This is a genomic window from Mesorhizobium sp. WSM1497 (genome assembly GCF_001672455.2).
Lineage (GTDB): Bacteria > Pseudomonadota > Alphaproteobacteria > Rhizobiales > Rhizobiaceae > Mesorhizobium > Mesorhizobium ciceri.
In genome coordinates, this window is sequence record NZ_CP021070.1 from 3,578,672 (window position 1) to 3,603,168 (window position 24,497).

Genomic DNA, 24,497 nt, shown 5'->3' on the forward strand with positions numbered 1-24,497 from the left:
CTGGATGAATTGCCTCTTTATCGACACGCGGATGCGGGTAGAGTGCGGCAGAATTTCATTCAACCCATTCGGAGCTGATGCTCGCACGCCTGTTCGTGATCTTTGGTGGCCTGTTCGTGCTGGTGCTGTGTGCGGCGCTGGTGGTGCCGTATTTTATCGACTGGACCGGCTACCGCGCCGACTTCGAGCGCGAGGCGAGCGCCATTCTCGGCCGTAAGGTGACCGTGCAGGGCGACGCCACCGCAAGGCTGTTGCCGTTTCCCTCGGTGACCTTCTCGAATGTCGCCGTCGCCGGCGGCCCCAACGGCCAGCCGGCCATGACGGTCGAGACGTTTTCAATGGACGCGGAACTGGCGCCCTTCCTGCGCGGTGAAGTGCTGATCTTCGACATGCGGCTGGTGCGGCCGAAAGCGACCATCGATATCGCCAATGACGGCACTGTCGACTGGGCGATACGGCCGTCCTCGCCCTTCGACCCCAGCCAGATCTCGATCGAGAAGCTGACGGTGACGGAGGGTCAGATCGAAGTTCGCCATGCCGCTGGCGGGCGCAGCCATCTGTTTTCCGAGATCAATTCGACCGTCTCGGCCAAGTCGCTGGCCGGCCCATGGCGCATGGACGGCACGCTGCGGCTGGACGGGTTGCGCACCGCGGTCACCGCGTCCACCGGCAAGGCCGAAGGCTCAGGACAGATGCGGTTTCGGCTGAAGGCCGATCCGGACGCCTATCCGCTGGTCATCGAGACCGACGGCAATGCCGGCATCGTCAATGGGGCTGCCGTCTACTCCGGCCAGTTCAAGATCTCCGGTGCCGACAAGAACAGCGCCGAGCTGCGCGGCACCGATGGCGAGACGGTGAAAGTCTCGGCCGGTAAGCCCGATCCGGGCTTTCGGCTGAACGGCAAATTTTCGCTCGACCACCAGAAACTCGGGGTCGACGAATTCCGCTTCGAGACCGGGCCGCTCGACAACCCCTACACCGCCGATGGCAAGGCTTCTGTCGATCTCGGGCTGAAACCGAGTTTCGCCATCGAGGCCAATGGCGCGCAGGTGCAGTTCGACGAGGCGGTGGGCGCCGAAGCCGGCGCCGGCCTGACGCTGGACCAGCGCATCGCGGCGTTTGAGCAAGCGCTGCTCGATATGCCGAAGCCGACCATCCCCGGCACTGTCGAGGTCAAGCTGCCGGCGGTGGTGGTCGGCGACACCACGGTGCGCGACGTGCATCTTTCCGCCGAGCCGGTCGATGGCGGCTGGTCGGTGAAATCGCTTGCCGCGACCTTGCCCGGCCGCACCACGCTGGAAGCCGATGGCATGCTGGTGCTCAATTTGGAAGGTCATTTCGGCTTCAACGGCTCGCTGCTGCTGGCCGTGGCGCAACCTTCCGGCTTTGCCGCCTGGCTGTCGAAGGATGTCGACGAGGCGATCCGCCGCCTGCCGGCCGCCGGCTTCAAGGCCAAGGTCGACCTCTCGCAGAAGCGCCAGGCCTTCAGCGATCTCGAACTGATCCTGGGCAAGGCGAAGTTTTCCGGCCGCATCGATTCCAGCCAGCCCGACGATGCCAAGCCCTCGGTGCTGATGCGGCTTGAAGGCGGTGATCTCGATGTCGACGGGCTGGCGGCCTTCGCCTCGATCTTCGTCAGCGACAAGGGCGCCAATCGCTTTGCCGACCGCGACCTCGATTTCCAGATCAAGGCCGGGCCGGTCAACGCCGGCGGGTTGACCGCCGACACGGTCGACACGGCGCTCAGGCTGCGCGACGGGCTGCTCGAAATCGACCGGCTTTCGGTGGGCGGGCTGGCCGGCGCCTCGATCAGCGCCACCGGCCGGATCAAGGATTTCCCCGCGAGCCCGACCGGCAAGCTCGATGCGTCGGTGGTTGCCGTCGATCTGAAGCCGCTGATCGATGTCGCCGCCCAGCACTATCCCGACAGTGCCGTGCTCAGGGGACTGTCGAGCCGTGCTGCTGCCTATCCCGAGCTGTTCCAGGATGCGCGCATCGACCTGGTGGCGAGTGCAGCCGACAATGGCGACGGCACCACGGGCCTGGCGGTGAGCGGGCAAGGCAAGGCGGGCGGCTCGGCCTTTTCGGCGTCGCTGTCGGGGAAGGGGGCGGTGGACAAGCTTCTCGAAGCGCCGGTGGCGCTGACCTTCAACGCCAAGAACCCTGATGCCACCGCGCTGCTGGCGCTCTATGGCCTGCCGGCGCTGCCGCTCGGCATGCTGGGCGAGGCAAACACCGATATTCAGGCCAAGGGCACGTTTGGCGGCGGCCTGGCGACGAATTTCAGCCTTTCCGGCAATGACTTCAAGGCCGGTTTCGAGGGAACGATCGCCGACACGCCGCAAGGCCTCGCCGCCAAGGGCAAGCTCAGCCTCGATGCCGCCGACATCGAGCCATGGCTGATGACGTCGGGCATCGGCCTGCCAGGCATGGGGGCGGGCATGTCGACGTCGCTCGCCGCGCAGGGCGACTACGGCAACGGCCTGCTGGTGCTGGACGAACTCAGCGGCGCCATCAACGAAGCGGCGGTGTCCGGCGACGTCACTATCGATGTAAAGGACGGCGTGCCACATCTGGCCGGGGCGCTGGCGCTCGACGAACTCGACCTCGATCCCCTGGCGGTGGCGCTGTTCGGCGACTCCGCCTTTCTGGCCGACAAGGAGGGCGCAGCCAAAGACGGGGCAGGCAAGGGTGGCGTGTGGCCGGCGACACCGTTCAGCCAGAAATCCAGCCTGCCATTCACCGCCGACCTCGACCTGACGACGGCAGCACTGGCCGCCGGCCGGTTCGCCACCGCCTATGACGCCGCCTTTTCGCTCAAGCTCGACCAGGAAGGCATCCGCGTTTCGGATCTCAAGGCGAAGTTGCTGGGCGGAGCGCTGACCGGCCTATTCGAGTTGAAGAACAACAACGGCACCGGGCTGTTCTCTGGCCAGATGAAACTGGCGGGCGCCGATCTGGCGACCGTGCTGCCGGATGCCGGCATCAGCGGCATCGGCGATTTGTCGACGGCGCTGTCAAGCAGCGGCAAATCGGTCGAAGGGATGGTGGCTGCCTTGTCAGGCTCCGGAACTGCGGCGTTGAAGGGCGTGAAAGTTGCTGGCCTCAATCCAGATGCGTTCAGTGCGTTCCTCGCCAAGGCGGATGTGATCGGGCGCGACATCGATGCGGCCAAGACCGCCGGCTTCGCGCCCGAGATCGCCGCTGATGGCAGTTTTGCCGCCGGCGATACCGACATAGCCTTCACGGTTGCCGGCGGCACGCTGCGGGCGCCGCCGGTCAGCCTGGAAAATCCAGCGGCGACCTTGTCCGCCGACATCACGGCGGATCTCAACGCGGCCACGGTGTCGGCCAAGGGTGCGATCACTTATCAGCCTGGCGACGAGGCGCTGGTCGGCTCCGAGCCGGTTGTGAATTTCACCGCCGAGGGGCCGTTCGGCGCGGTCAAACGAGCATTCGACAGTGAGCCGCTGGCGCAGTTCCTGACCCAGCGCGCGCTGGAGAAGGAGCAGCAGCGCGTCGAGGCGATGCAGGCCGCGCTGCTCGAGAAGCAGCGGCTGCGGCGCGAAGTGCGCTATTACGCTGCGCTGCAGGATGCTCGCGACAAGGCGGCCGAGGAATTGCGCCGGCAGGAGGAAGCAGCGCGGCTCAAAGCCGAAGCTGACGCCAAGGCCAAGGCCGAAGCGGATGCACAGGCTCAGGCTGAGGCGGACGCAAAGGCTCAGGCCGATGCGGAGGCGAAAGCCAAGGCGGACGCAGATGCCAAAGCCAAGGCCGATGCGAAGGCGGCTGCCGAAAAGCAGGCCGCCGACGAGGCCGCCAAGGCGCAGACCGAGCAGGAGCGGCAGAAGGCGGAAGAGGCGATGCGTATTGCCTCGCAGGAAAAGGCAAGGCTCGAAGCCGAACGCAAGGCCGCGCAGCCTCCGAAGGTGGAACGGGCGCCGCTGCCGCAGGCCAACGACAATCCGCCGCCGGCCAAGCCGAAGTCCAATCCGTTCACGATCGACAATCTGCTGAAGTCGCTGCAGTAGTAGTCGACTACCCACGGTCTCGATCGAGCAGCCGCCGCAGCATCGGTTCGATGCGTGACAGTTCGTCGAGATGCGCCGCCGACAGCTCGGCCAGGCAATCGTCGGCGCGCTCGGTCAGTTGCAGCAGCACGCGGCGATGGTCGTCCTTGTCCTGATCCCTTGTGACCAGCCCTGCCTCGCCGAGACGGTTGACCAGTTCGACGGCGCTGTGGTGGCGAATGCGCAGGCGTTCCGCGAGATCGCCAACCGTCACCGGGCCGCCGCCGGGGAATCCCTTGATCGCCAGCAGCGCCTGATGCTGGCGCGGGGTCAGGCCGGCGTCTTCCGCCTGGACCTGGCTGAATTCGAGGAACCGGCGGATCAGGTAGCGAAACTCCGACAGCCGCTGGTAATCGGCCTGGCTGATGGCGGGACGTTGTTCTCGTGGCTGCGACATATCAGACATGTGTTCGTTTTCCGGCGAAAGCTCAAACGGATTTCGGGCGAAACCGGCTTGAATATTTATATCGTGTTACGATACATAGCCACCGACAAACCCGGCTGGCCGCTTCGACCGTGCCGCATCCCAGACATACGGCCGCCGCCAGGAAGCAACTGCCATGAAGACCCATCATTCGAACCCGGAGCACCTGCGCGATTTCACCACGGATCCCAGGGTGCTGCTCGTCGCCGCCATTGCCGTGGTGGTGGCGACAGCCGGGCTGTTTGCCGGCATCGCGCTTTTGAAGCTGATCCGGCTTGCCACCAACATTGCCTATTTCGGCCAGTTCTCGCTTGCCGACCTGAAGCTCGAGAACACGCCGCTTGGGCTTGCCGCCGTCCTCGTTCCGGTGATCGGTGCGCTGATCATCGGCCTGATGGCGCGCTATGGCAGCGAGAAGATCCGCGGCCACGGCATTCCCGAAGCCATCGAGGCGATCCTGCTCGGGCGCTCGAAACTCGACGCCAAGGTGGCGATCCTGAAGCCGCTGTCGTCGGCGATCTCGATCGGTTCCGGCGGACCGTTCGGCGCGGAAGGACCGATCATCATGACAGGCGGCGCGATCGGCTCGCTGATCGCGCAGATGCTGCCGGTCAGCGACAACGAGCGCAAGACCCTGCTGGTGGCTGGTGCGGCAGCGGGCATGACCACGGTGTTCGGAACACCGATCGCCGCCATCATGCTGGCGGTCGAACTGCTGCTATTCGAATGGACCCCGCGCAGCTTCATTCCGGTGGCGGTCGCGGCCGTTATCGCCGAGGTCGAGCGCACCATGCTGCATCTGCCCGGGCCGATCTTTCCGTTTCAGGGCGGCATGGAGGTGTCTTTTGTCGGCCTTGCCGGCTGGGTGGCGATCGGCGTTTGTGCAGGACTTCTGTCGGGACTGCTGACGCAGATGGTCTATGCCTGCGAGGACGGTTTTCAGAAGCTGCCGATCCACTGGATGTGGTGGCCGATGCTTGGCGGCCTGGTGGTCGGCATAGGCGGGCTGATCGAACCGCACGCGCTCGGTGTCGGCTATGACAACATCACCGACATGCTGGATGGCCGCACCGTCGCGACGGCGGCACTCCTGCTGCTGGTGGTCAAGGCGATCATCTGGTCGGTAGCGCTCGGCTCGGGAACGTCGGGAGGTGTGCTGGCGCCGCTGTTGATCATGGGCGGCGCTATGGGCGCTGTGCTCGCCGGCGTTCTGCCTGCCGCGGATCCGGGTTTCTGGGCGCTGCTGGCAATGGCCGCCACCATGGGCGGCACGATGCGCGCGCCGCTGACCGCCACGTTCTTCGCCGTCGAACTGACCGGCAACACACATATGCTGGTGCCGCTGATTGCCGCCTGCGCCGCGGCGCATGCCGTGACCGTGCTTCTGATGAAGCGTTCGATCCTGACCGAAAAGATCGCCAGAAGGGGACACCATCTGGTTCGCGAATACCGTGTCGACCCTTTCGCCCTGACCAGGGTGCGCGAGGTGATGACGTCGCAGGTCGAAAGCGTGCCGGCGACGATGACGCTGCATGGCGCAGCAGCCTTCCTGACGGCGCCGGAAACACGGCATCCGAGTTTCCCGGTGGTCGACGAGAACGGTCAGGTGCTGGGCCTCATCGATCCGCCGGCGATCTTGCGCTGGAGACGCGCCGGCACGCACCGCACCACCACGCTTGGCGCGTTGCTGGCCGGCAGCAAGGTGACGCTGGCCTATCCGGACGAATATCTCGAAGGCCTCTCCGACAAGCTGCTGATGGCCAACGTCTCCCATCTGCCCGTCGTCACTCGCGAAGGCTCGTTGCTGGTCGGCTATGTCGGCTGGAAGGATCTGATGCGCGTGCGGTCCAGGAAACAGGCCGAGGAGCGCGAGCGTTCGACCTTGCTTGGCTTTGGCACCAGACGCAGGAAAAAGGACGACGCGGTCGAAAGCCTTTAGATATTCTCTCCTCGCTTCGCCCACTCCAGCACATGGAGCCTCAACGCCGAGGACAGGTTGGTGTCGCGGGGCCGCGTCTCGTCGACTTCGGCGACAAGAGCAGCGAGCGTCAGCTCCCTGGTCGCCGCGATCGCGACGAGGTCGTCATAGAAGGGCTTTTCAAGCGAGTAGCTGGTGCGGTGGCCGCGAATGGTCACCGAACGCTTTTCGACCGGGCTCATTGACGGCCGGGGTCGCCGGGCTTTTCACGACGATGCCCGGCAACGAATTTTTCGCTCTTGTCGGCGGCGACGCGATCGCGTTCCTTTTCGGCCTTGGAGCGGCCGTGCAGCGCGCGGTTCTGTTCGGCGGCGCGCAGCTTTTCGTCCCGCGCCTTTTGCTTGCGGGCCTTGCGGAGATTGACGATTTCGGCCACGGCGTAAGTCGCCGGCCTATTTCTTGCGGAAGGCGTCGAGCGAGACCACTTCGGCGCCCTTGGTGGCGGCGTCCGCGGCCGCGGGCTTCTTCTCCGCCTCCGCGGCGGCCTTCTTCTCGGCCTTCGGCTTTTTCTCGGAGACGATGGTCAACGGCTCCGGAGTTGGCGCAGCCGGTTCATCGGCTGCCGCACCATCCGTCTTGACGTCGAATTCGAGTTCGAAATTGACCGAGGGATCATAGAAGCCGCGCACGGCCGAGAACGGGATTTCGAGTTTTTCCGGCACATCGGAGAAGGACAGGCCAACCTCGAAGCCGGTATCGGTCACCTTCAGGTCCCAATACTGGAACTGAATGACGATGGTCATCTGCTCGGGATAGCGCTCGCGCAGCCGCGAGGACACGCGTACGCCCGGCGCGCCGGTCAGGAAGGTGATGAAGAAGTGGTGGTTGCCGGGGAGGCCGGTGCGCGCGACCTCGGCCAGGACCTTGCGCATGACGCCGCGCAACGCCTCCTGGGCCAGAATGTCGTAGCGGATGTGGTCGTCGGCCATGTGGCGGTCGGGTTCCGTTGAATCGTCCGCATAGCTGTAATCAAGCTTGAGCGCGGCGTAAACCGCATATAGATCACCCTCGCGCGGAAGCGAAGACTATTGCCAGCGATTTGATCGCTCAGGCGCTGGCGAGCGCGCTTTGCTTTTCGGACGATGCCGCGGAGCGGCGCTTGCCGAAGGCGCGCAGGAAGGTGCGCACGCCATTGGTCGCGGATTGCAGCACCTCGTCCTCGCGCGGCGAGCCGCCAAGCATGAACGTGGTCTGCAGTTCGGCATTGACGAGGCCAAGGAACTGGCGTGCCGCCACGTCCGGGTCCTCGATCGTGAGATAGCCGCCATAGGCGAGGCGGGCGAAGCGGGCGGCGATTGCCGGCCATGTCCTGCCCGGTCCCTGTTCGCGCCATTCGGCAAACAGTTCGGGATAGCGCTCGCCTTCGGTCTGGATCAGCTTGCGCAGGAATTTTCCATCGCGGTTGCAGATGCAATTCTGATTCAAGCGCACCGCAAAGCCGATCAGGTCGGCCTCGAGATCCCCCGGCTGATCGGGGAAGGTGGCAATGGTGGCGAAGATTCCGGCATTGCAACGTTCGGTCAGATCACGGACCACAGCGACGAACAGTTTTTCCTTGTCGCCGTGATGGTTGTAGATGGTCTGGCGCGAGACGCCGGCTTCGGCGGCGATCAGGTCGATATTGGCGCCGGCGAAACCTTCGCGGCAAAACACGGTGGCGGCGGAGTCGACGATCGACAGGCGCTTGGCCTCATGACCGCGTGGCGGGAAAATGTCAGGAGAAACGTGCAGCTTCATAAAAAACTATATAGAGGCGATTGACGATTTAGACAAGAGTGTCTAAATTTGTGGACACAAGATAAAGAGATTTCGCATGAGAGAGACGAACAGAACTCGCTCTCGAGGTGTCGGAATCTCACGGGATGGAACGTCCTAGGTTAGACGTCGCCTGGTGGCGGCAACCAGATTTGAAAGAAGCCTCTATCATGAGTCCCAAATTCCTCCGCATCGCGGTCGTGCTCGGCTTGTTGTCCGCCATCGGCCCGTTCGCCATCGACATGTATCTGCCCGCGCTGCCGTCGATCGGCGCCGATCTGCATGCCGGCACCGCTGCCGTGCAGATGAGCCTGTTGATCTTCTTCCTGTCGATGGGCTTTGGCCAGATCGTCGTCGGGCCGATCTCCGACATGGTCGGCCGCAAGCTGCCGCTCTACGGCGGCCTTGCGCTGTTCATGGTCGGCGGCATCGGTTCGGCAATGGCGCCGACCATCGAATGGCTGATCGCTTTCCGCTTCCTGCAGGGGCTTGGCGCCAGCGCCGGCATGGCCGTTCCGCGCGCCATCGTGCGCGACCTGCATACCGGCAATGAGGCTGCCAAGCTGATGTCCTTGCTGATGCTGGTATTTTCGGTGTCGCCGATCCTGGCGCCGCTGACCGGCAGCGTGATCATCGAGAATTTCGGCTGGCGTGCCGTGTTCTGGACGGTGACGGGCGCGGCTCTGCTGGCCACCATCCTTCTGGCGACCTCGCTCAAGGAGACGCGGCCGGTGGAAGATCGCGCCGGGTCCTCCTTCGGCACCGCGCTGTCGGCCTACCGCTTCCTGATGGGCGACCGTAACTTCCTCGGCCTGACGGCGATTGCCGGCTTCGGCATTGCCAGCTTCTTCGTCTATCTGTCGAGCTCGTCGTTCATCCTGATCGACCATTACGGCCTGTCGCCTTCGGTCTACAGCGTGTTCTTCTCGATCAACGCGGTCGCCTTCATCGGCATGTCGCAGATGACGGGGCTGCTGGCCGAGCGCTTCGGCCTGAGGCGCGTGGTGCGCGTCGCGGTGACCGGCTATGCCACGACGATGGTGGTGCTGTTCGCGGTGATGGCGACGGGCATCGACCGGCTCGACGTGATGGCGGCGCTGCTGTTCGTCGGCTACGGCTTCCTTGGTCTGGTCATTCCGACCACGTCGGTGCTGGCCATGGAAGAGCATGGCGAGATTGCCGGCACGGCGTCAGCGCTGATGGGCACGCTGCATTTCGCCATCGGCGCACTCGCCATGGGTGTTGCCGGCGTGTTCTTCGACGGTACGCCGCTGCCGATGGTGGCCGGCATCACGCTCTGCGCGGTGATTTCCTTCACGCTGGCCAAGGTCACGCTCGGCCGCTCTCGCGAGGCCGTCGAGGCGCCGGCCGAGTAGTAGACTTTCGATGAGAACGAAGGGGCCGGCTCATGCCGGCCTCTTTGCCATTGGGCGCGGACAGTTCCGTCCGAAAGGCGTTGACGACGCCCGGTTTCGGCTGTAGCAGCGATGGTCATGATGATCGCAACGGCTCTCGTGGTGGTAGGAAAGCGCATGGGCAGGATGGTGTAACCATCCGGCGATAGCCACCCATGCGCGGTAAACAGGCTCCTGACGGGGCCTTTTTTTATGCCCGAAATCCGGGCGATGCCCCGTCAATCATCCTCATCACGCAATACACCACGGATCAGAACCATGACGGGCGAGAACCCTATTCAAACCGCGAGCAAGCGCATGACAGGCGCGGAGATCGTTCTCCACGCACTCAGAGACAATGGCGTAGAGCATGTCTTCGGCTATCCTGGCGCCGCCTTGCTGCCGATCTACGACGAGATATTCCAACAGGATGACATCAAGCATATCCTCGTGCGCCATGAGCAAGGTGCGGGCCATGCCGCCGAAGGCTATGCACGGTCTACGGGCAAGGTCGGCGTCATGCTCGTCACATCCGGTCCAGGCACGACAAATGCGGTAACGCCACTGCAGGATGCGCTTATGGATTCGGTGCCGATCGTCTGCCTGACAGGACAGGTGCCGACAACGCTGATCGGCTCCGATGCCTTTCAGGAATGCGACACGGTCGGTATTACGCGGCCCTGCACCAAGCACAATTCGTTGGTCAAGGACGTCAACGAACTGGCGTCAACGATCCACAGGGCTTTTCACATCGCCAAGTCCGGACGACCGGGACCTGTCCTCGTCGACATGCCAAAGGACGTCCTGTTTGCCACCGGCGTGTACACGCCGCCCTCGGATGCTGCTGCACTGAAGAGCTGTCGGCCGACGGTGGAGAGCGACATCAACGAGATCGGCAAGGCGATAGAGTTGATGGCCAATGCCCGTCGTCCAGTCATTTATACCGGCGGTGGCATCGTCAATTCCGGCATGGAGGCATCGAGACTGCTGCGGGAGCTTGTCGAACTGACTGATTTCCCGATCACTTCGACCCTCATGGGGCTTGGCGCATATCCGGCATCCGGCAAGAACTGGCTGAAAATGGTCGGCCTGCACGGATCGTACGAGGCGAACATGGCCATGCATGAGTGCGACGTTATGCTCTGCATCGGCGCCCGCTTTGACGATCGCGTGACTTCGCGCGTGGAGGCTTTTTCACTGAACTCAAGGAAGATCCATGTCGATATCGATCCCTCCTCGATCAACAAGACCGTCCGTGCCGACGTCGGCATCCAGGGCGATGCCGGCAAGGTGGTGGACAGCCTGGTTCGCTCATGGCGTGCGCTGCCGCAAAACCCTAACAGAAGACGCCTCGACGAATGGTGGAAACAGATCGCGCGCTGGCGCGGGCGCAATTCCTTCACTTACGAAATGAGCAACGAGGTGATCATGCCGCAATATGCGGTCGAGCGTCTCTACGCGCTGACGAAGGATCGCGACACCTACATTACGACCGAAGTTGGCCAGCATCAGATGTGGGCGGCCCAGTTCTACGGTTTCGAAAAGCCGCGTCGCTGGATGACGTCGGGCGGCCTTGGTACGATGGGTTATGGCTTGCCGGCGGCATTGGGCGTGCAGATCGCGCACCCGGAAAGCCTTGTCATCGATATTGCCGGCGACGCATCTGTCCAGATGACAATGAAAGAGATGTCGGCGGCGGTTCAGTACAATGCGCCTATCAAGATATTCATCTTGAACAACTCTTACATGGGCATGGTTCGCCAGTGGCAGCAAATGCTTCACGGAAACCGCCTGGCGCATTCCTATTCCGAAACTTTGCCCGATTTCGTCAAACTGGCTGAAGCGTTCGGTGCGGTCGGCATACGTTGTGAGAAGCCGGCCGACCTCGATGATGCGATTCAGGAAATGATCGATGTAAACCGGCCGGTGCTCTTCGACTGCCGTGTTGCCGAACTCGCCAATTGCCTTCCGATGATCCGGACGGGCAGAGCCCATAATGAGATGCTCTTGCCCGGCGAGACCTTCGCCAGTGCAACCGATGAGATCGGCCAGGGACTGGTATAGACCCCAGAGCGGGATGCATTCGAATTGAATCGTGCATCCCGCTCGATTGCGTCCGACTTCAAGGCTACAGCCCGGTTTGCGCCAGCACGAAGCGCAGCCGCGCCTCGACGGGGGCCAGCGGCAACGGAACCATCTCGTAGCCCAGTTCCGTATAGACGCCGACCAGCGCATGGTGGGTGCGCTCGGCCTCGTCGAGCGTCTGCCTGCGCTCTTTGTCCTGCGCGAAGATCTCCGGCCAAAGCGGGGCGACGAAGACGCGCCGATGATAGCGGAAGCGCTCTGCGGCAGCGTGGGCGTGTTCGGGTATCGGCAGGCCGCTCAGCCTGAGATAGCCGAGCGTGTCCGGAACGCCGCGATCGAAAAAAACAGGACGCCCAGTCTGTTCTTGCGCAATTTGATACGAGCGCATCTCCCATGACAGCATCAACTCGGCGAACAGGGCGCGATCGTGCCAAGGCAAAGCGGGTCCGCCAATGGCGGACTGGTCGCGGATAATGCCACGCCCGGCTTCGACCGAGGTGGCAAAGCCTGCGTGGCCCAGGGCTTCGATCAAGGTGGTCTTGCCGGAGCCGGGACCGCCGGTCAGCACAAAAAAGCGATCGGAATCGTTTTGCATGTTTTGTCCATGGCGAGGGAGCACGCGGCAGGGCGCGTTCGCGGCGGAACTGCCGTCGCGCATGCTGGATATCGGAGGAGGGGAGAAGTGGAGGTTTCTGTTGCCAGGTACCTCCGAACCCCGCCTAGAAGTGCGAACCTCTAGGGCTTGATTTGAAGCTATCGCACCGCTTACGCGGCGAGACGTGCTTCCGCATAGTTGTCATTTGCAACTACAGGTTTAGCCCGATGACGGTGGTACCATGCCGGGCAAAAGTACGATCTTTACACCTTCGTCGATCCTATTTCGCCCCCAGCAAAAACCGCTCTGTCGTCAACAGCGGCTTTTGGTGGAGGCGCCGGGTACCGCCCCCGGGTCCGAACGGCTTATTTCATCGCCCATTTATCGCCATAGTCGGTCAAGCCGACAAACCGAATATAGGGGGCGATCGCAGGAAATGAAAGGCCGCAATGGCACTTTGTCCCCGTGTCAAAACCGCAAGTCCGAAGGGTTGACTTGAGCGCGGTCTCAACCGAAGCTTTGCCCCGGTGAGGAGTTACCGACATAGCGCACAAGTTGCAGCAGCGCGCCACAGCCCTCATCGATCGGATCCGTGGCGCCGACGAGGGGAATTTTGATGGCCGACTATCTTGCAGACGTGAAGAAATACGATGCCTCGGCGAGTGCCGACGTGGTCGACAAAATCGTGAAGCATCTTGGCATTGCGCTTCGGAACCGCGATTCCTCGCTGGTGTCTTGCACCGATCCGAAGGAACTGGAGCGCGTCAAGGCTGGCTGGGTTGCCAAGAAGCTCGGCATATCGGACGACAGCAAGGCCGACGCTTCGATCGAGAAGGTCTGCAAGGCGATGGCCGCCGACAACACCAAGAACCGGGTTACCTTCTACTACCTGGTTGCCAAGGACCTGGGTAAACTCGGCTCCCTCTGACGGCCGCGCTTCAATTCGCCGGGCTGGCGCGGTCCATGCGCCAGCCGGTGATGTTGTTGGGGACTGACTGGCTTCGGGCATAGCTTGCGCGCTGCTTTGTGGTGTTCGATCGCCCGTCTGTCAGTTATGATGGCTGGACAACCGAATCGAGCCGGAACCGATGCGCCAGTATCTCGACCTCCTGCAGCACGTGCTGGACAACGGCGCCGACCGCGGCGACCGCACCGGCACCGGAACGCGCTCCGTCTTCGGCTACCAGATGCGTTTCGACCTGGCGCGCGGCTTTCCCGTCACCACAACCAAGAAGCTGCATCTCAAGTCGATCATCCATGAGCTTCTGTGGTTCCTGGCCGGCGACACCAACATCAAATATCTCACCGACCATGGCGTCTCGATCTGGGACGAATGGGCCGACGAGAATGGCGATCTCGGCCCGGTCTACGGCAAGCAGTGGCGTTCCTGGCCGGACGGCCATGGCGGCTCGATCGACCAGATCGCGAATCTTCTCAAGGAGATACGCAGAAATCCTCAATCGCGGCGGCTGATTGTTTCGGCATGGAACCCAGCCGAGGTGGAAGCGATGGCGCTGCCGCCCTGCCACTGCCTGTTCCAGTTCTATGTTTCGGAAGGGCGGCTTTCCTGCCAACTCTACCAGCGTTCCGCCGATATCTTCCTTGGCGTGCCGTTCAACATCGCGTCCTATGCCCTGCTGACCTTGATGGTGGCGCAGGTGACAGGGCTGAAACCCGGCGATTTCGTCCACACACTTGGCGATGCGCACCTCTACTCGAACCATTTCGAGCAAGCACGCGAACAGCTGCGGCGCGCGCCTAGGACGCTGCCGACGATGTGGATCAATCCGGAGGTGAAGGACCTCTTCGCCTTCCGTTTCGAGGATTTCCGGCTGGAAAACTACGTCGCCGACGCGTCGATCAAGGCGCCGATCGCGGTCTAAGGCCGCAATTTTCAGTCGATGCCGACCATCACGTCCGAGGCTTTGACCACGGCATAGGCCTGCTTGCCCTTTTCGAGCTTGAGATCGGCGACGGCCTCGTTGGTGATCGAGGCGGTGACGATGGCGCCGCCGCCAATGTCGATCCTGACATGCGAGGTGGTGGCTCCCTTGACGATCTCGGCGATCGTTCCCTTGAGGACGTTGCGGGCGCTGATCTTCATCGGAGTTTCCTTTCCAAGGTTTCTTTTCCCGGTCTTACCAAAACAATTGGTGTCGTACAGACGCTTTCATGAGGCGCCGGGCCTTCCCTTGTTATATTCGTACGGATATATCGGTCAGCAGGCTTCGAGCCGGCCGGATTTCAAACCAGGGAGAGTTTTCCATGACGCGCAAAGGTTTTGGATCTAGGGCGATCGCCATTGGCGGTTTGGCTGCGGCGCTGATGGCAGTCGTGCCGGCAGCGCATGCGGAAGACAAGGTGGTGGTGTTTGCCGCAGCCAGCCTCAAGGACGCACTCGACGCGGTGAACAAGGCCTGCGAGGCCGATGTCGGCGAGGCGGCGACTGTCTCCTATGCCGCGAGCTCGGCGCTGGCCAAGCAGATCGAGGGCGGGGCGCCTGCCGACGTCTTCATCTCGGCCGATCTCGACTGGATGAAATATCTCTCCGACAAGAAGCTGACCAAGCCGGACACCGAAGTGAAGCTGCTCGGCAATCAGATCGTGCTGGTGGCGCCGAAGGACTCGGCGGTCGACACCAGGATCGAGAAGGGTTTCGACCTCGCCAAGCTGATCGGCGACGGCAAGCTCGCCATGGGAGATTTCAAGGCGGTGCCGGCCGGCAAATACGGCAAGGCCGCGCTTGAATCGCTCGGCGTCTGGTCCTCGGTCGAGGGCAAGGTGGCGCAGGCCGAAAACGTGCGCGCGGCGCTGAAACTGGTTTCGACGGGCGAAGCCGCCCTTGGCATTGTCTATGCCACCGACGCGCATGCCGAAAAGGGGGTCAAGGTGATCGGCACCTTCCCGGAGGATTCGCATCCGCCGATCATCTATCCGGTTGCCCAGACCGCCGATTCGAAGGACAAGGATACGCCGGCTTTCCTGAAATGCCTGCAGTCGGCCAAGGCGGCCGCGCTGTTCAAGGATCAGGGATTTACCGTGCTCGCGCCGAGCAACTGAGTTCCAAGGGGCACTATGAACTGGCTGCTGGACCTCACTCCCGACGAATGGAATGCGGTCCGGCTGTCCATCAAGGTGGCAACGGTGGCGATGCTCGCCAGCCTGCCGCCGGGCATCTTGATCGCGCTTCTGCTTGCCCGGGGACAGTTCTGGGGCAAGACGGTTCTCAACGGGCTGGTGCATCTGCCGCTGATCCTGCCGCCGGTGGTGACCGGCTATCTGCTGCTGCTCACCTTCGGCCGGCGCGGTCCGGCCGGTGCCTTCCTGGCCGAGCATTTCGGCATCGTCTTCTCCTTCCGCTGGACAGGTGCGGCGCTGGCTTGCGGCGTCATGGGCTTTCCCCTGATGGTGCGGGCGATCCGGCTGTCGATCGAGGCGGTGGACCGTAGGATGGAAGCGGCGGCGGGAACGCTCGGCGCCAATCCGCTCTGGGTGTTTGCCACCATCACGCTGCCGTTGATCCTGCCCGGGCTGATCGCCGGCGCCATCCTGGCCTTCGCCAAGGCGATGGGCGAGTTCGGCGCCACCATCACCTTCGTTTCCAACATTCCCAATGAGACGCAGACATTGCCGTCGGCGATCTACACCTTCACGCAGGTGCCGGGTGGCGATGAAGGGGCGCTCCGCCTGACGCTGATTTCCATTGTCATCTCCATGGCAGCACTTGTGGCTTCGGAGGTGCTGGCGCGGCGTGTCGGCCGGCGGCTGGACATCGAATGAGCGTTCTCGTCGACATCAGCCATCGGCTGGGCGGTTTCGCCATCGGCGCCCGCTTCGAAAGCGCCGGGCGGCTGACGGCGCTGTTCGGAGCGTCGGGGTCGGGCAAGACGACGCTGATCGGCATGATTGCCGGGCTGATCCGGCCCGACAAGGGACGCATCGAGGTTGACGGCCGTGTGCTGGTCGATACCGGTGCCGGCATTTTCGTGCCGAAGCACAAGCGCCGCATCGGCATGGTGTTCCAGGACGCAAGGCTGTTTCCGCATTTGAGCGTTGCCGGCAATCTTCGCTACGGCCGCTGGTTCACGCCGCCGGCGGAGCGCTACGCCGATATCGATGCCGTCGTCGACCTGCTCGGCATCGGGCCGCTCATGAACAGGCGGCCGGCAAAGCTCTCGGGTGGCGAGAAACAGCGTGTGGCGATCGGCCGGGCATTGCTTGCCAGCCCCAGACTGCTGCTCATGGACGAACCGCTGGCCTCGCTCGACGAGGCGCGCAAGGCTGAAATCCTGCCCTATGTCGAAAGGCTGCGCGACGAGATCAAAATCCCGATCGTCTATGTCAGTCACTCGGTCGCCGAAGTGGCGCGGCTGGCCAGCGACGTGGTGATGCTGGCGCAGGGCAATGTCGTTGCCAGCGGGCCGACCGAGGCGGTGATGCAAAGGCTCGACCTGTTGCCGGCGGAGGAGCGCGGCGAGGGCGGCGCCGTGCTGGACACCAAGGTGCTGCATCACGACGAGAGTTTCGGCATGACCGTGCTCGGCTCGGCTGCGGGCGAGCTCCGGGTGCCACAGCTGGCGATGAAGACAGGTACGCCGGTGCGCATCCGTATCCGCGCCCGCGATGTGATGATCGCCACCGAAAAGCCGAGGGGTCTCAGCGCGCTCAACATCCTGCCGGGAACCATTACCGCGATGAGCCCCGGCGAGGGACCGGCGGTCGAGGTCGGTATCGACTGCAATGGCGCAACCGTGCTTGCCCGCATCACCGAACAGTCGCGGCAGGCGCTGAAGCTTCATCTTGGCGGCAAGGTTTTCGCGGTGATCAAGACGGTGAGCTTCGATCGGGCGAACACCGGCGCCGGCCTGCCCGCCGAGACGGGTGGATGATCCCGCTATGTCTTTTTGGAATAGCGGTTTCGCCAGGGAGCTTCTAGTATGATGTTGGGATGTGACCGCGGAGAGCAAAGATGCCGTCGCTGAGCTTGCGGATAAATCTCGATCCCGACGGGCGCGTCGGGCCGGGCAAGATCGAACTCCTGGAACAGATCGCCGCCTTCGGCTCCATCTCGGCCGCCGCGCGCGGCATGGAGATGTCCTATAAGCACGCCTGGGACCTGGTCGAGGACATGAACCGGGTATTCGGCAAGCCGCTGGTGGCGGCACAGACCGGCGGCCGCAAGGGCGGCGGCGCACAGTTGACGGCGGTCGGGCTGGCGGTGGTCAGCCGCTTCCGCGCCATCGAGCGCGCGGCGGCGGCCGCGGCAGCGACGCATATGGAGGCGTTGCAGGCGGAGATTGAGGCTGGGTGAGGGAGTAGGGCAGTAGGGCAGTAGGGCAGTAGGGCAGTAGGGCAGTAGGGCAGTAGGGCAGTAGGGCAGTAGGGCAGTAGGGCAGTAGGGAGGCATTCGCGTGCTGTCTTCCAACACAAAACGTCATTCACCTACTGCCCTACTGCCTTACTCCCCTATTGCCTTCCTATTCGGGCTTGCGCAGCAAATAGCTGTCCATGATCCAGCCCTTCCGCCGACGGGCTTCCTCTCGAACTTTTTCGATCGTTGCGCCGATGTCACCGATTCTGCCGGAGAGAGTGATCTCGTCTTCCGTTCCGAGATAGGCGCCCCAATGGATGACGACATCCTTGTCGGCCAGCGTGTTGAAGGCGCATTTGCCGTCCAGCAGGACGACCGCGCTGCCGGCAATGTCCGGCATGCCTTCTTCGGTCAGGCGGCGGCCGGTGGTAATGAGGACGGAATCGCCGATGCGGTTCAGCGCCATCTTGTGGCTGGCGGCAAGTGCCTGGACGGCGGTGATGCCGGGGATGACCTCAAGCTCGAACGCCACATCGCCTCGCAGGCGCACGCGCTCAAGGATGCGCAACGCGCTGTCATAGAGCGAAGGGTCGCCCCAGATCAGGAAGGCGCCGCAGCCGTCGCCTGCAATCTCGTCGCGGATCAGGCCTTCGTAAATGGCGGCGATGGCTTCATGCCAGTCATCGACGGTCGAGCGGTAGGAGGGCGCCGGACCATCTTCTACCGGGAGGTCTCGCACCGGCACGTCGAATTCGACGCGCCGCGACTTCGGATTGGTGACGAAGCGGTCGCAGATCTGACGGCGCAGTTCGGCCAATTCATTTTTTTTCGCGCCCTTGTCGGGAATGAACAGCACATCCGCCTGGTTCAGGCCTGATATGGCCTGAACGGTCATGTGGTCGGGATTGCCGGCGCCGATGCCGATGACGAGAAGCTTGCGCATGGGCGAACTCCTGCCCGATCGGAACCCGTTAGTCCAGACCGCGCAGGCGCGTGTCCAGACCGCGCAGGCGCGTGTCCAGACCGCGCAGGCGCGTGTCCAGACCGCGCAGGCGCGTGTCCAGACCGCGCAGGCGCGTGTCCAGACCGCGCAGGCGCGTGTCCAGACCGCGCAGGCGCGTGTCCAGACCGCAGTCCAGCTCCCTTTGGTGCGTCCGCGGATACGGAAGGGCTTTGAACGCCACATTGAAACGGCTAGGGTCCTGCAGGCATTCCAGCCGAGGGGGCTTCCATGTTGCGATATGTTCTGACCGCCGTGCTGGCCTTGTCGTCCGCACCCGCTTTCGCCAATGATTCGGTTGCCGAACTTGGCACCGGCGGCCTGATCCTGTCGCGCAGCGATGCCGTGGCGATGCAAAGCGAGGACCTTTTCATCTCGCCGGAAAAGGTCACGGTCGACTATGTCTTCCACAACAACACCGATCAGGATGTCCAGGCCATCGTCGCCTTCCCGATGCCCGACATATCGGGCAATCCCGAAGAAATCCCGGCGATTCCTGAAAATCAGAGCGATAATTTCCTCGGTTTCGAGGTGACGATCGACGGTGTCGCCGCAAAGCCGCAGCTCGAGCAGAAGGTGTTGGCGCTCGGCATCGACATCAGCGCTGAGCTGAAGGCGCAAAACGTGCCGTTCTATCCTTTCGGCGATGCGGCGAAGGCGGCGCTGGCGAAGCTGCCGCAAGCGGTTGTCGATGACTGGGTCAACCGCGGCATCATCATCGAGGACACCGGCAGCGACGGCACCGAGACGAGCAAGGTCTACACCCCGTTCTGGCAATTGCGTTCGACCTACTGGTGGCGCTCGACCTTTCCGGCCAACAAGGACGTCCATGTTTCCCACCACTACAGACCGAGCGTCGGCGGCACGTCTTCGGTCAGCTTCTTCTACGACGGCAAATTCCAGGGTCAGTATGCGGCCTACAAGACCCGGTATTGCATGGACGGCACATTCGAAAATGCGGTGCGCAAGGCGGCCAAGGACGACCCTGACGGCTACCCCAAATATTTCGAGAGCCGCATCGCCTATATCCTGACCACCGGCGGCAACTGGGCTACGGGCACGATCGGCAAGTTCAAGCTGACGATCGACAAGGGCAATCCGAAAGCCCTGGTCTCGTTCTGCGGCGACAATGTCAAAAAGACCGGACCGACGACCTTCGAGATGACGGCGGATGATTTCTACCCCGAGCGCGACATCGACATCCTGATCCTCGAGCCGACGGGCGAAAATTGATGCATGTCGCAATCTACGTTGCCATTGCCGAGAACGGCGTGATCGGGCGTGACGGCGGGCTCCCGTGGCGGCTCTCCACCGATCTCAAGCGCTTCAAGGCCGATACGATGGGCAAGCCTATCATCATGGGTCGCAAGACCTATGAGGGCATCGGTCGGCCGCTGCCGGGCAGGTTGAACATCGTCGTGACCCGCGACGAGACCTGGCGCGCCGAGGGCGTCGAGGTGGCACATTCGCTCGAAGCCGCGATCCAGTTGGCGACGGTGCGCGGGCGCGGCATGGCCGATGTCGACGAGGTGTGCGTCATCGGCGGCGGCGAAATCTATGCCCAGGCCATGCTGCTGGCCGACCGGCTGCACGTCACCCATGTGCTGGCAGCGGTCGACGGCGATGCGCATTTCCCGCCGATCGATCCCGATTCCTGGCGCATTGTCAGCTCGCAGGACGTCCCTGCCGGGGAAAAGGACAGCCACCCGACGCGCTATTCGGTTTACGAGCGGCGTCGCGAGAGACATTGAACGAAAAAAGAGCCATTGAAGGAAGACAAAGGGTCGCGACTGGACCAAATCGGACGAAGTCGGAAGCGCATCGCGTTGAAAGCGCCCCGTGGCGTGCCTATAGAAGAACAATACTGGATTTTGCGCCGTAATGCCGGCGCTTGAGGGAATTCCAAGCGAAAGGACATTCATGCCCTGGAACGACAAAAGCGGCGGTGGCGGCGGCCCATGGGGTGGCGGCGGCAACAATCAGGGACCCTGGGGGCAGGGTCCAAAAGGACCGAGCGGGCCGCAGGGCTCGCCTCCCGATCTCGAAGACATCATCCGCCGCGGCCAGGACCGGCTGCGGCGCGCTCTTCCGGGCGGCGGCGGCGCGAGCCCGGCTATCTTCGCGCTGATCGCGGCTGCACTTGTGGTGCTGTGGGCGTTCAAGGCGGTTTACACCGTGCAGCCCGATGAGGTCGCGGTCGAACTGCGCTTCGGCAAGCCGAAGACCGAACTGTCGCAGCCTGGCCTGCATTTCCATTGGTGGCCGCTCGAAACCGTCGAGACGGCCAAGATTTCCGAGCAGCTCGTCGATATCGGCGGCGGCGGCGCGACAAGTGGCAATACGTCCGGGCTGATGCTTACCGGCGACCAGAACATCGTCAACGTCCAGTTCTCCGTGGCCTATCAGGTCTCCGACCCGCGCGCGTATCTGTTCGATGTGTCCGATCCCGACGGCATGCTGCGGCAGGTTGCCGAAAGCGCCATGCGTGAAGCCGTCGGCCGCCGGCCGGCGCAGGACATCTTCCGCGACGACCGCCAGGGCATTGCCGCCTCGGTGCGTGAGATCATCCAGACGACGCTGGACGGCTACAAGGCCGGTCTCAACGTCAACGCCGTCTCGATCGAGGATGCGGCACCGCCACGCGAAGTGGCCGATGCGTTCGACGAGGTGCAGCGCGCCGAGCAGGACGAGGACAAGTTCGTCGAGCAGGCCAACCAGTACTCCAATCAGAAGCTCGGGCAGGCGCGCGGCGAGGCCGCACAGATCCGCGAAGACGCGGCCGCCTACAAGAACCGGGTCGTGCAGGAAGCCGAGGGTGAGGCGCAGCGCTTCATCTCGGTCTATGACGAATATGCCAAGGCGCCCGATGTAACGCGCAAGCGCCTCTACCTGGAAACCATGGAGAAGGTTCTGAAGGATTCGAGCAAAGTCATCGTCGAGCAGGGCAACGGGCAAGGGGTCGTTCCCTATCTGCCGCTGCCGGCATTGCAGCCGAAAGCGCCGGCACCGGCCGCCCCCGTTACGGGAGGTAACCAGTGATGGCCAACCGTCTTCCCATCATCGTCGTCGCAGCAGCGGTTATCCTGTTCCTGCTCTATTCGTCGGTCTTCGTGGTCAATGCGCGCCAGCAGGCGCTGGTGCTCAGGTTCGGTGAGATTGTCGACGTCAAGAGCGAACCCGGCATCTACTTCAAGGCGCCGTTCTCGTTCTTCGACGCCGACACCGTGCAGCTGATCGAGAACCGGGTGCTGCGCTTCGATCTCGACAACATTCGCGTCCAGGTCTCGGGCGGCAAGTTCTATGAGGTCGATGCCTTCATCGCCTATCGCATCTCGGATCCGCGGGTCTTCCGCGCCGCGGTGTCCGGTCAGATCGAATTGGCCGAGGCCCGGCTCAGGACGCGTCTCGACGCTGCCTTGCGCCGTGTCTATGGTCTGCGTGATTTCGAGGCAGCACTCTCCGAAGAGCGCGGCGTGATGATGCGCGAAGTCCGCGACCAGCTCAGGCCCGATGCCACATCGCTCGGCCTGCAGATCGAGGATGTCCGCATTCGCCGCACCGATCTCACGGCCGAAGTCTCGCAGCAGACCTTCGACCGCATGAAGGCGGAACGCCTGGCGGAAGCTGCCCGGCTGAGGGCGCGCGGCAATGAGGCGGCACAGCGCATCACCGCCCGCGCCGATCGCGAAGTGGTCGAAATCGTCGCCGAAGCCCAAAAAGAGTCGGAAATCCTGCGCGGCGAGGGCGAGGCCCAGCGCAGCGCCACCTTCGCGGGAGCCTATCAGCGCGATCCGGCTTTCTTCGACTTCTACCGGTCGATGAATGCCTATGGCACGGCGCTGGACAACACCGGAACGACGATGGTGCTGTCGCCGAACTCGGAGTTCTTCCGCTTCTTCCGCAATCCCGACGGCAGCGAGGGACCGGCAAAGCCGGCTTCGCCTGCGCCAAACGCTCCGGCGACGGCACCCGCCGCGCCGGCGGCACAGCCCAGCACCGGCCAGTAGCGGCCGGTGCAGGATTTTCTTGCCGCCATGGGCCTCGTCCTCGTCATAGAGGGTCTGGTCTATGGCGGCTTTCCCGGCCTGGCCAGGAAGCTTGCCACCGAAGTGCTGTCGCTGCCCGAGAACGCGCTGCGGATTGCCGGGCTGGCGGCGATCGCGATCGGCGTCGGCATAGTCTGGCTGGTACGAGGCGCATGAGGGCGGCGATGATTTATCCTCTGCCGATAGTCATAGCCGCAAACGTGCCGTATTTTTTGCCAACATGGCGTGACGCGGCGTTTTCGTCGAAGCGCTTTTCTTTTCAAGAATACCGGGAGGCTTCTCGATGACATCCAATACAATTTTGCGCGCGGCGCGGCGGACATTCATCGCCGGCGCGGCGGCACTTCTTGTCAGCGCCGTCGCTGTCCCGTCCTTCACGGCGCCGACATTTGCCGCCGATGGGCCCGCTTCGGTCGCCGATCTGGCGCAAGGCCTGCTCGGCGCGGTGGTCAACATATCGACCTCGCAGACGGTCAAGGGTACCGAAGGCCCGGGCGCGGTGCCGATGCCGCAATTGCCCGAAGGTTCGCCCTTCCAGGATTTCTTCGACGATTTCTTCAAGAACCGCGGCGGTGACAAGGACAACGGCTCGCAGAAGGTGCAGTCGCTGGGCTCCGGCTTCGTCATCGATGCCGAGCAAGGCATCGTCGTCACCAACAACCATGTCATTGCCGATGCCGACGACATCGAGGTCAATTTCTCCGATGGCGTCACCTTGAAGGCGACGCTGGTCGGCACCGACACCAAGACCGATGTCGCCGTGCTCAAGGTCGATCCGAAAGGCCACAAGCTGACGGCGGTGAAGTTCGGCGATTCCACCAAGATGCGCGTCGGCGACTGGGTGATGGCGATCGGCAATCCGTTCGGCCTCGGCGGCACGGTGACGGTCGGCATCGTCTCGGCCCGCAACCGCGACATCAATTCCGGCCCCTATGACGACTTCATCCAGACCGATGCCGCGATCAACCGCGGCAATTCCGGCGGACCGCTGTTCAACAGCGCGGGGGAAGTCATCGGCATCAACACGGCGATCATCTCGCCATCCGGCGGCTCGATCGGCATCGGCTTCTCCATCCCGTCGCAGCTCGCGTCCGGTGTCGTCGACCAGTTGCGCCAGTTCGGCGAGACGCGGCGCGGCTGGCTCGGCGTGCGCATCCAGCCGGTGACCGACGACATCGCCGAAAGCCTCGGCATGGCGACCGCAAAGGGTGCGCTGGTTGCCGGCGTGATCAAGGGCGGCCCGGTCGACAATGGCACGATCCAGGCCGGCGACGTCATCATCAAGTTCGACGGCAAGGATATTCATGAGATGCGCGACCTGCCACGTGTCGTCGCCGAAAGCCCTGTCGGCAAGGCGGTCGACGTGCTGATCGTGCGCAAGGGCGTTGAACAGACGGTGAAAGTGACCCTCGGCCGGCTCGAGGATGGCGAGAAGGCCGCCAACGCCGAGGAGGGCAACACCGATCAGGACAAGGGCGACAAGGCTCCGGCCGTTTCCACTGCTTCGGTGCTCGGCATGACGGTCGGCGAACTGAACGACGAGACACGCAAGAAGTTCAGCATTGCGGCCGATGTTTCGGGCGTCGTCATCACCGACGTCACCAAGGACTCGGCCGCCGCCGAACGCGGCATCCAGCCCGGCGAGGTGATCACCGAGATCGCACAGGAATCGGTTGCTACCCCCAAGGACGTCATGGACCGGATCGGCGCCTTGAAGGAACAGGGGCGCAAGAATGCGTTGCTGATGCTGGCCTCGAAGACCGGCGAGCTCAGGTTCGTGACGATCAGGATGGACTGAGGTCCGGAAGATCGACAACACGACAACACTGAAAAAAGGGC

General features: G+C 63.2%; 25 protein-coding genes and 1 other RNA gene. 16 read left to right on the forward strand and 10 right to left on the reverse strand.

All coding sequences use genetic code 11. The features are described 5' to 3' along the window. The first annotated feature begins 77 nt into the window (after positions 1–77). Positions 78–4,031 carry an AsmA family protein gene (locus A9K65_RS17350; RefSeq protein WP_064993792.1) on the forward strand — a complete coding sequence of 1,318 codons (3,954 nt, stop codon included), beginning with the start codon at positions 78–80 and terminating at the stop codon, positions 4,029–4,031. Between the two features lie 7 nt (positions 4,032–4,038). Here A9K65_RS17350 and A9K65_RS17355 read toward each other — a convergent pair whose 3' ends face one another. Further along, positions 4,039–4,476, reverse strand: a complete 438-nt coding sequence (locus A9K65_RS17355) for a helix-turn-helix domain-containing protein (protein WP_013531012.1) — start codon at positions 4,474–4,476, stop codon at positions 4,039–4,041. Positions 4,477–4,630: 154 nt separating this feature from the next. Between A9K65_RS17355 and A9K65_RS17360 the strand changes: the two genes are divergently transcribed. Beyond that, positions 4,631–6,433, forward strand: a complete 1,803-nt coding sequence (locus tag A9K65_RS17360; protein ID WP_013531013.1) for a chloride channel protein — start codon at positions 4,631–4,633, stop codon at positions 6,431–6,433. Here the strand turns inward: A9K65_RS17360 and A9K65_RS17365 are convergent. From A9K65_RS17365 to A9K65_RS17380, 4 genes are all read right to left on the reverse strand, one after another. Further along, a complete protein-coding gene (locus A9K65_RS17365) occupies positions 6,430–6,654 on the reverse strand; it encodes a ribbon-helix-helix domain-containing protein (protein WP_064993791.1) in 225 nt (74 codons plus the stop codon). The genes A9K65_RS17360 and A9K65_RS17365 overlap by 4 nt on opposite strands. Then, positions 6,651–6,848 carry a DUF4169 family protein gene (locus A9K65_RS17370; RefSeq protein WP_064993790.1) on the reverse strand — a complete coding sequence of 66 codons (198 nt, stop codon included), beginning with the start codon at positions 6,846–6,848 and terminating at the stop codon, positions 6,651–6,653. Before A9K65_RS17370 ends, A9K65_RS17365 begins: the two co-directional genes overlap by 4 nt. A 16-nt stretch (positions 6,849–6,864) precedes the next feature. Then, the gene (locus A9K65_RS17375; protein ID WP_013531016.1) at positions 6,865–7,401 is read right to left on the reverse strand and encodes an SspB family protein; all 537 of its coding nucleotides are present in this window, start codon (positions 7,399–7,401) and stop codon (positions 6,865–6,867) included. A 118-nt stretch (positions 7,402–7,519) separates the two neighbouring features. Beyond that, positions 7,520–8,209, reverse strand: coding sequence for a TetR/AcrR family transcriptional regulator (locus A9K65_RS17380; protein WP_013531017.1), 690 nt, complete (start codon positions 8,207–8,209; stop codon positions 7,520–7,522). Between the two features lie 188 nt (positions 8,210–8,397). On the opposite strand from A9K65_RS17380, the gene A9K65_RS17385 reads away from it, so the two are divergent. Then, a complete protein-coding gene (locus A9K65_RS17385; protein WP_013531018.1) occupies positions 8,398–9,603 on the forward strand; it encodes a multidrug effflux MFS transporter in 1,206 nt (401 codons plus the stop codon). A gap of 297 nt (positions 9,604–9,900) precedes the next feature. Beyond that, complete coding sequence (locus A9K65_RS17390; protein ID WP_064993789.1) at positions 9,901–11,685, forward strand: acetolactate synthase 3 large subunit; 1,785 nt, start codon at positions 9,901–9,903, stop codon at positions 11,683–11,685. A gap of 64 nt (positions 11,686–11,749) precedes the next feature. Here A9K65_RS17390 and A9K65_RS17395 read toward each other — a convergent pair whose 3' ends face one another. Next, the gene (locus A9K65_RS17395; protein ID WP_198327641.1) at positions 11,750–12,301 is read right to left on the reverse strand and encodes an AAA family ATPase; all 552 of its coding nucleotides are present in this window, start codon (positions 12,299–12,301) and stop codon (positions 11,750–11,752) included. An 86-nt stretch (positions 12,302–12,387) separates the two neighbouring features. After that, positions 12,388–12,747: a transfer-messenger RNA gene (ssrA, locus tag A9K65_RS17400) on the reverse strand. Positions 12,748–12,917: 170 nt separating this feature from the next. Between ssrA and A9K65_RS17405 the strand changes: the two genes are divergently transcribed. After that, a complete protein-coding gene (locus A9K65_RS17405) occupies positions 12,918–13,229 on the forward strand; it encodes a DUF2853 family protein (protein WP_013531020.1) in 312 nt (103 codons plus the stop codon). Positions 13,230–13,389: 160 nt separating this feature from the next. Then, positions 13,390–14,184: a thymidylate synthase gene (locus A9K65_RS17410; RefSeq protein WP_064993787.1), complete on the forward strand. Its 795-nt coding sequence runs from the start codon at positions 13,390–13,392 to the stop codon at positions 14,182–14,184. 11 nt (positions 14,185–14,195) lie between these two features. On the opposite strand, the gene A9K65_RS17415 is transcribed toward A9K65_RS17410, so the two are convergent. Next, positions 14,196–14,405: a molybdopterin-binding protein gene (locus tag A9K65_RS17415; protein ID WP_024501417.1), complete on the reverse strand. Its 210-nt coding sequence runs from the start codon at positions 14,403–14,405 to the stop codon at positions 14,196–14,198. 161 nt (positions 14,406–14,566) lie between these two features. On the opposite strand from A9K65_RS17415, the gene modA reads away from it, so the two are divergent. The 4 genes from modA (at position 14,567) to A9K65_RS17435 (ending at position 17,612) form a co-directional block, all read left to right on the forward strand. Beyond that, a complete protein-coding gene (gene modA, locus A9K65_RS17420) occupies positions 14,567–15,361 on the forward strand; it encodes a molybdate ABC transporter substrate-binding protein (RefSeq protein WP_064993786.1) in 795 nt (264 codons plus the stop codon). A 15-nt stretch (positions 15,362–15,376) separates the two neighbouring features. Next, on the forward strand, positions 15,377–16,081 hold the full coding sequence (gene modB, locus A9K65_RS17425) for a molybdate ABC transporter permease subunit (protein WP_063168280.1): 705 nt from the start codon (positions 15,377–15,379) through the stop codon (positions 16,079–16,081). Beyond that, positions 16,078–17,190 (forward strand): molybdenum ABC transporter ATP-binding protein, encoded by a 1,113-nt coding sequence (gene modC, locus A9K65_RS17430; protein WP_064993785.1) that lies wholly within the window; start codon positions 16,078–16,080, stop codon positions 17,188–17,190. Before modB ends, modC begins: the two co-directional genes overlap by 4 nt. A gap of 80 nt (positions 17,191–17,270) precedes the next feature. Continuing rightward, the gene (locus A9K65_RS17435) at positions 17,271–17,612 is read left to right on the forward strand and encodes a winged helix-turn-helix domain-containing protein (protein ID WP_013531026.1); all 342 of its coding nucleotides are present in this window, start codon (positions 17,271–17,273) and stop codon (positions 17,610–17,612) included. Positions 17,613–17,778: 166 nt separating this feature from the next. Here the strand turns inward: A9K65_RS17435 and cobF are convergent, their stop codons facing one another. Both cobF and A9K65_RS17450 read right to left on the reverse strand, forming a co-directional pair. Further along, a complete protein-coding gene (gene cobF, locus A9K65_RS17445; RefSeq protein WP_064993784.1) occupies positions 17,779–18,555 on the reverse strand; it encodes a precorrin-6A synthase (deacetylating) in 777 nt (258 codons plus the stop codon). Between the two features lie 28 nt (positions 18,556–18,583). Then, a complete protein-coding gene (locus tag A9K65_RS17450; protein ID WP_086081321.1) occupies positions 18,584–18,796 on the reverse strand; it encodes a hypothetical protein in 213 nt (70 codons plus the stop codon). 47 nt (positions 18,797–18,843) lie between these two features. Here A9K65_RS17450 and A9K65_RS17455 point away from each other — a divergent pair, with 47 nt between their 5' ends. The 6 genes from A9K65_RS17455 (at position 18,844) to A9K65_RS17480 (ending at position 24,456) form a co-directional block, all read left to right on the forward strand. After that, the gene (locus tag A9K65_RS17455; RefSeq protein WP_063168277.1) at positions 18,844–19,845 is read left to right on the forward strand and encodes a DUF4424 domain-containing protein; all 1,002 of its coding nucleotides are present in this window, start codon (positions 18,844–18,846) and stop codon (positions 19,843–19,845) included. Continuing rightward, complete coding sequence (locus A9K65_RS17460; protein WP_013531029.1) at positions 19,845–20,363, forward strand: dihydrofolate reductase; 519 nt, start codon at positions 19,845–19,847, stop codon at positions 20,361–20,363. The genes A9K65_RS17455 and A9K65_RS17460 overlap by 1 nt, the downstream gene beginning before the upstream one ends. A gap of 169 nt (positions 20,364–20,532) precedes the next feature. Then, positions 20,533–21,651 (forward strand): FtsH protease activity modulator HflK, encoded by a 1,119-nt coding sequence (gene hflK / locus A9K65_RS17465; protein ID WP_013531030.1) that lies wholly within the window; start codon positions 20,533–20,535, stop codon positions 21,649–21,651. After that, positions 21,651–22,619 (forward strand): protease modulator HflC, encoded by a 969-nt coding sequence (locus A9K65_RS17470; protein WP_013531031.1) that lies wholly within the window; start codon positions 21,651–21,653, stop codon positions 22,617–22,619. Before hflK ends, A9K65_RS17470 begins: the two co-directional genes overlap by 1 nt. Positions 22,620–22,625: 6 nt before the next feature. Further along, complete coding sequence (locus A9K65_RS17475) at positions 22,626–22,814, forward strand: DUF2065 domain-containing protein (protein WP_013531032.1); 189 nt, start codon at positions 22,626–22,628, stop codon at positions 22,812–22,814. A gap of 127 nt (positions 22,815–22,941) precedes the next feature. Then, positions 22,942–24,456 (forward strand): DegQ family serine endoprotease, encoded by a 1,515-nt coding sequence (locus tag A9K65_RS17480; protein WP_013531033.1) that lies wholly within the window; start codon positions 22,942–22,944, stop codon positions 24,454–24,456. Positions 24,457–24,497: the final 41 nt, after the last annotated feature.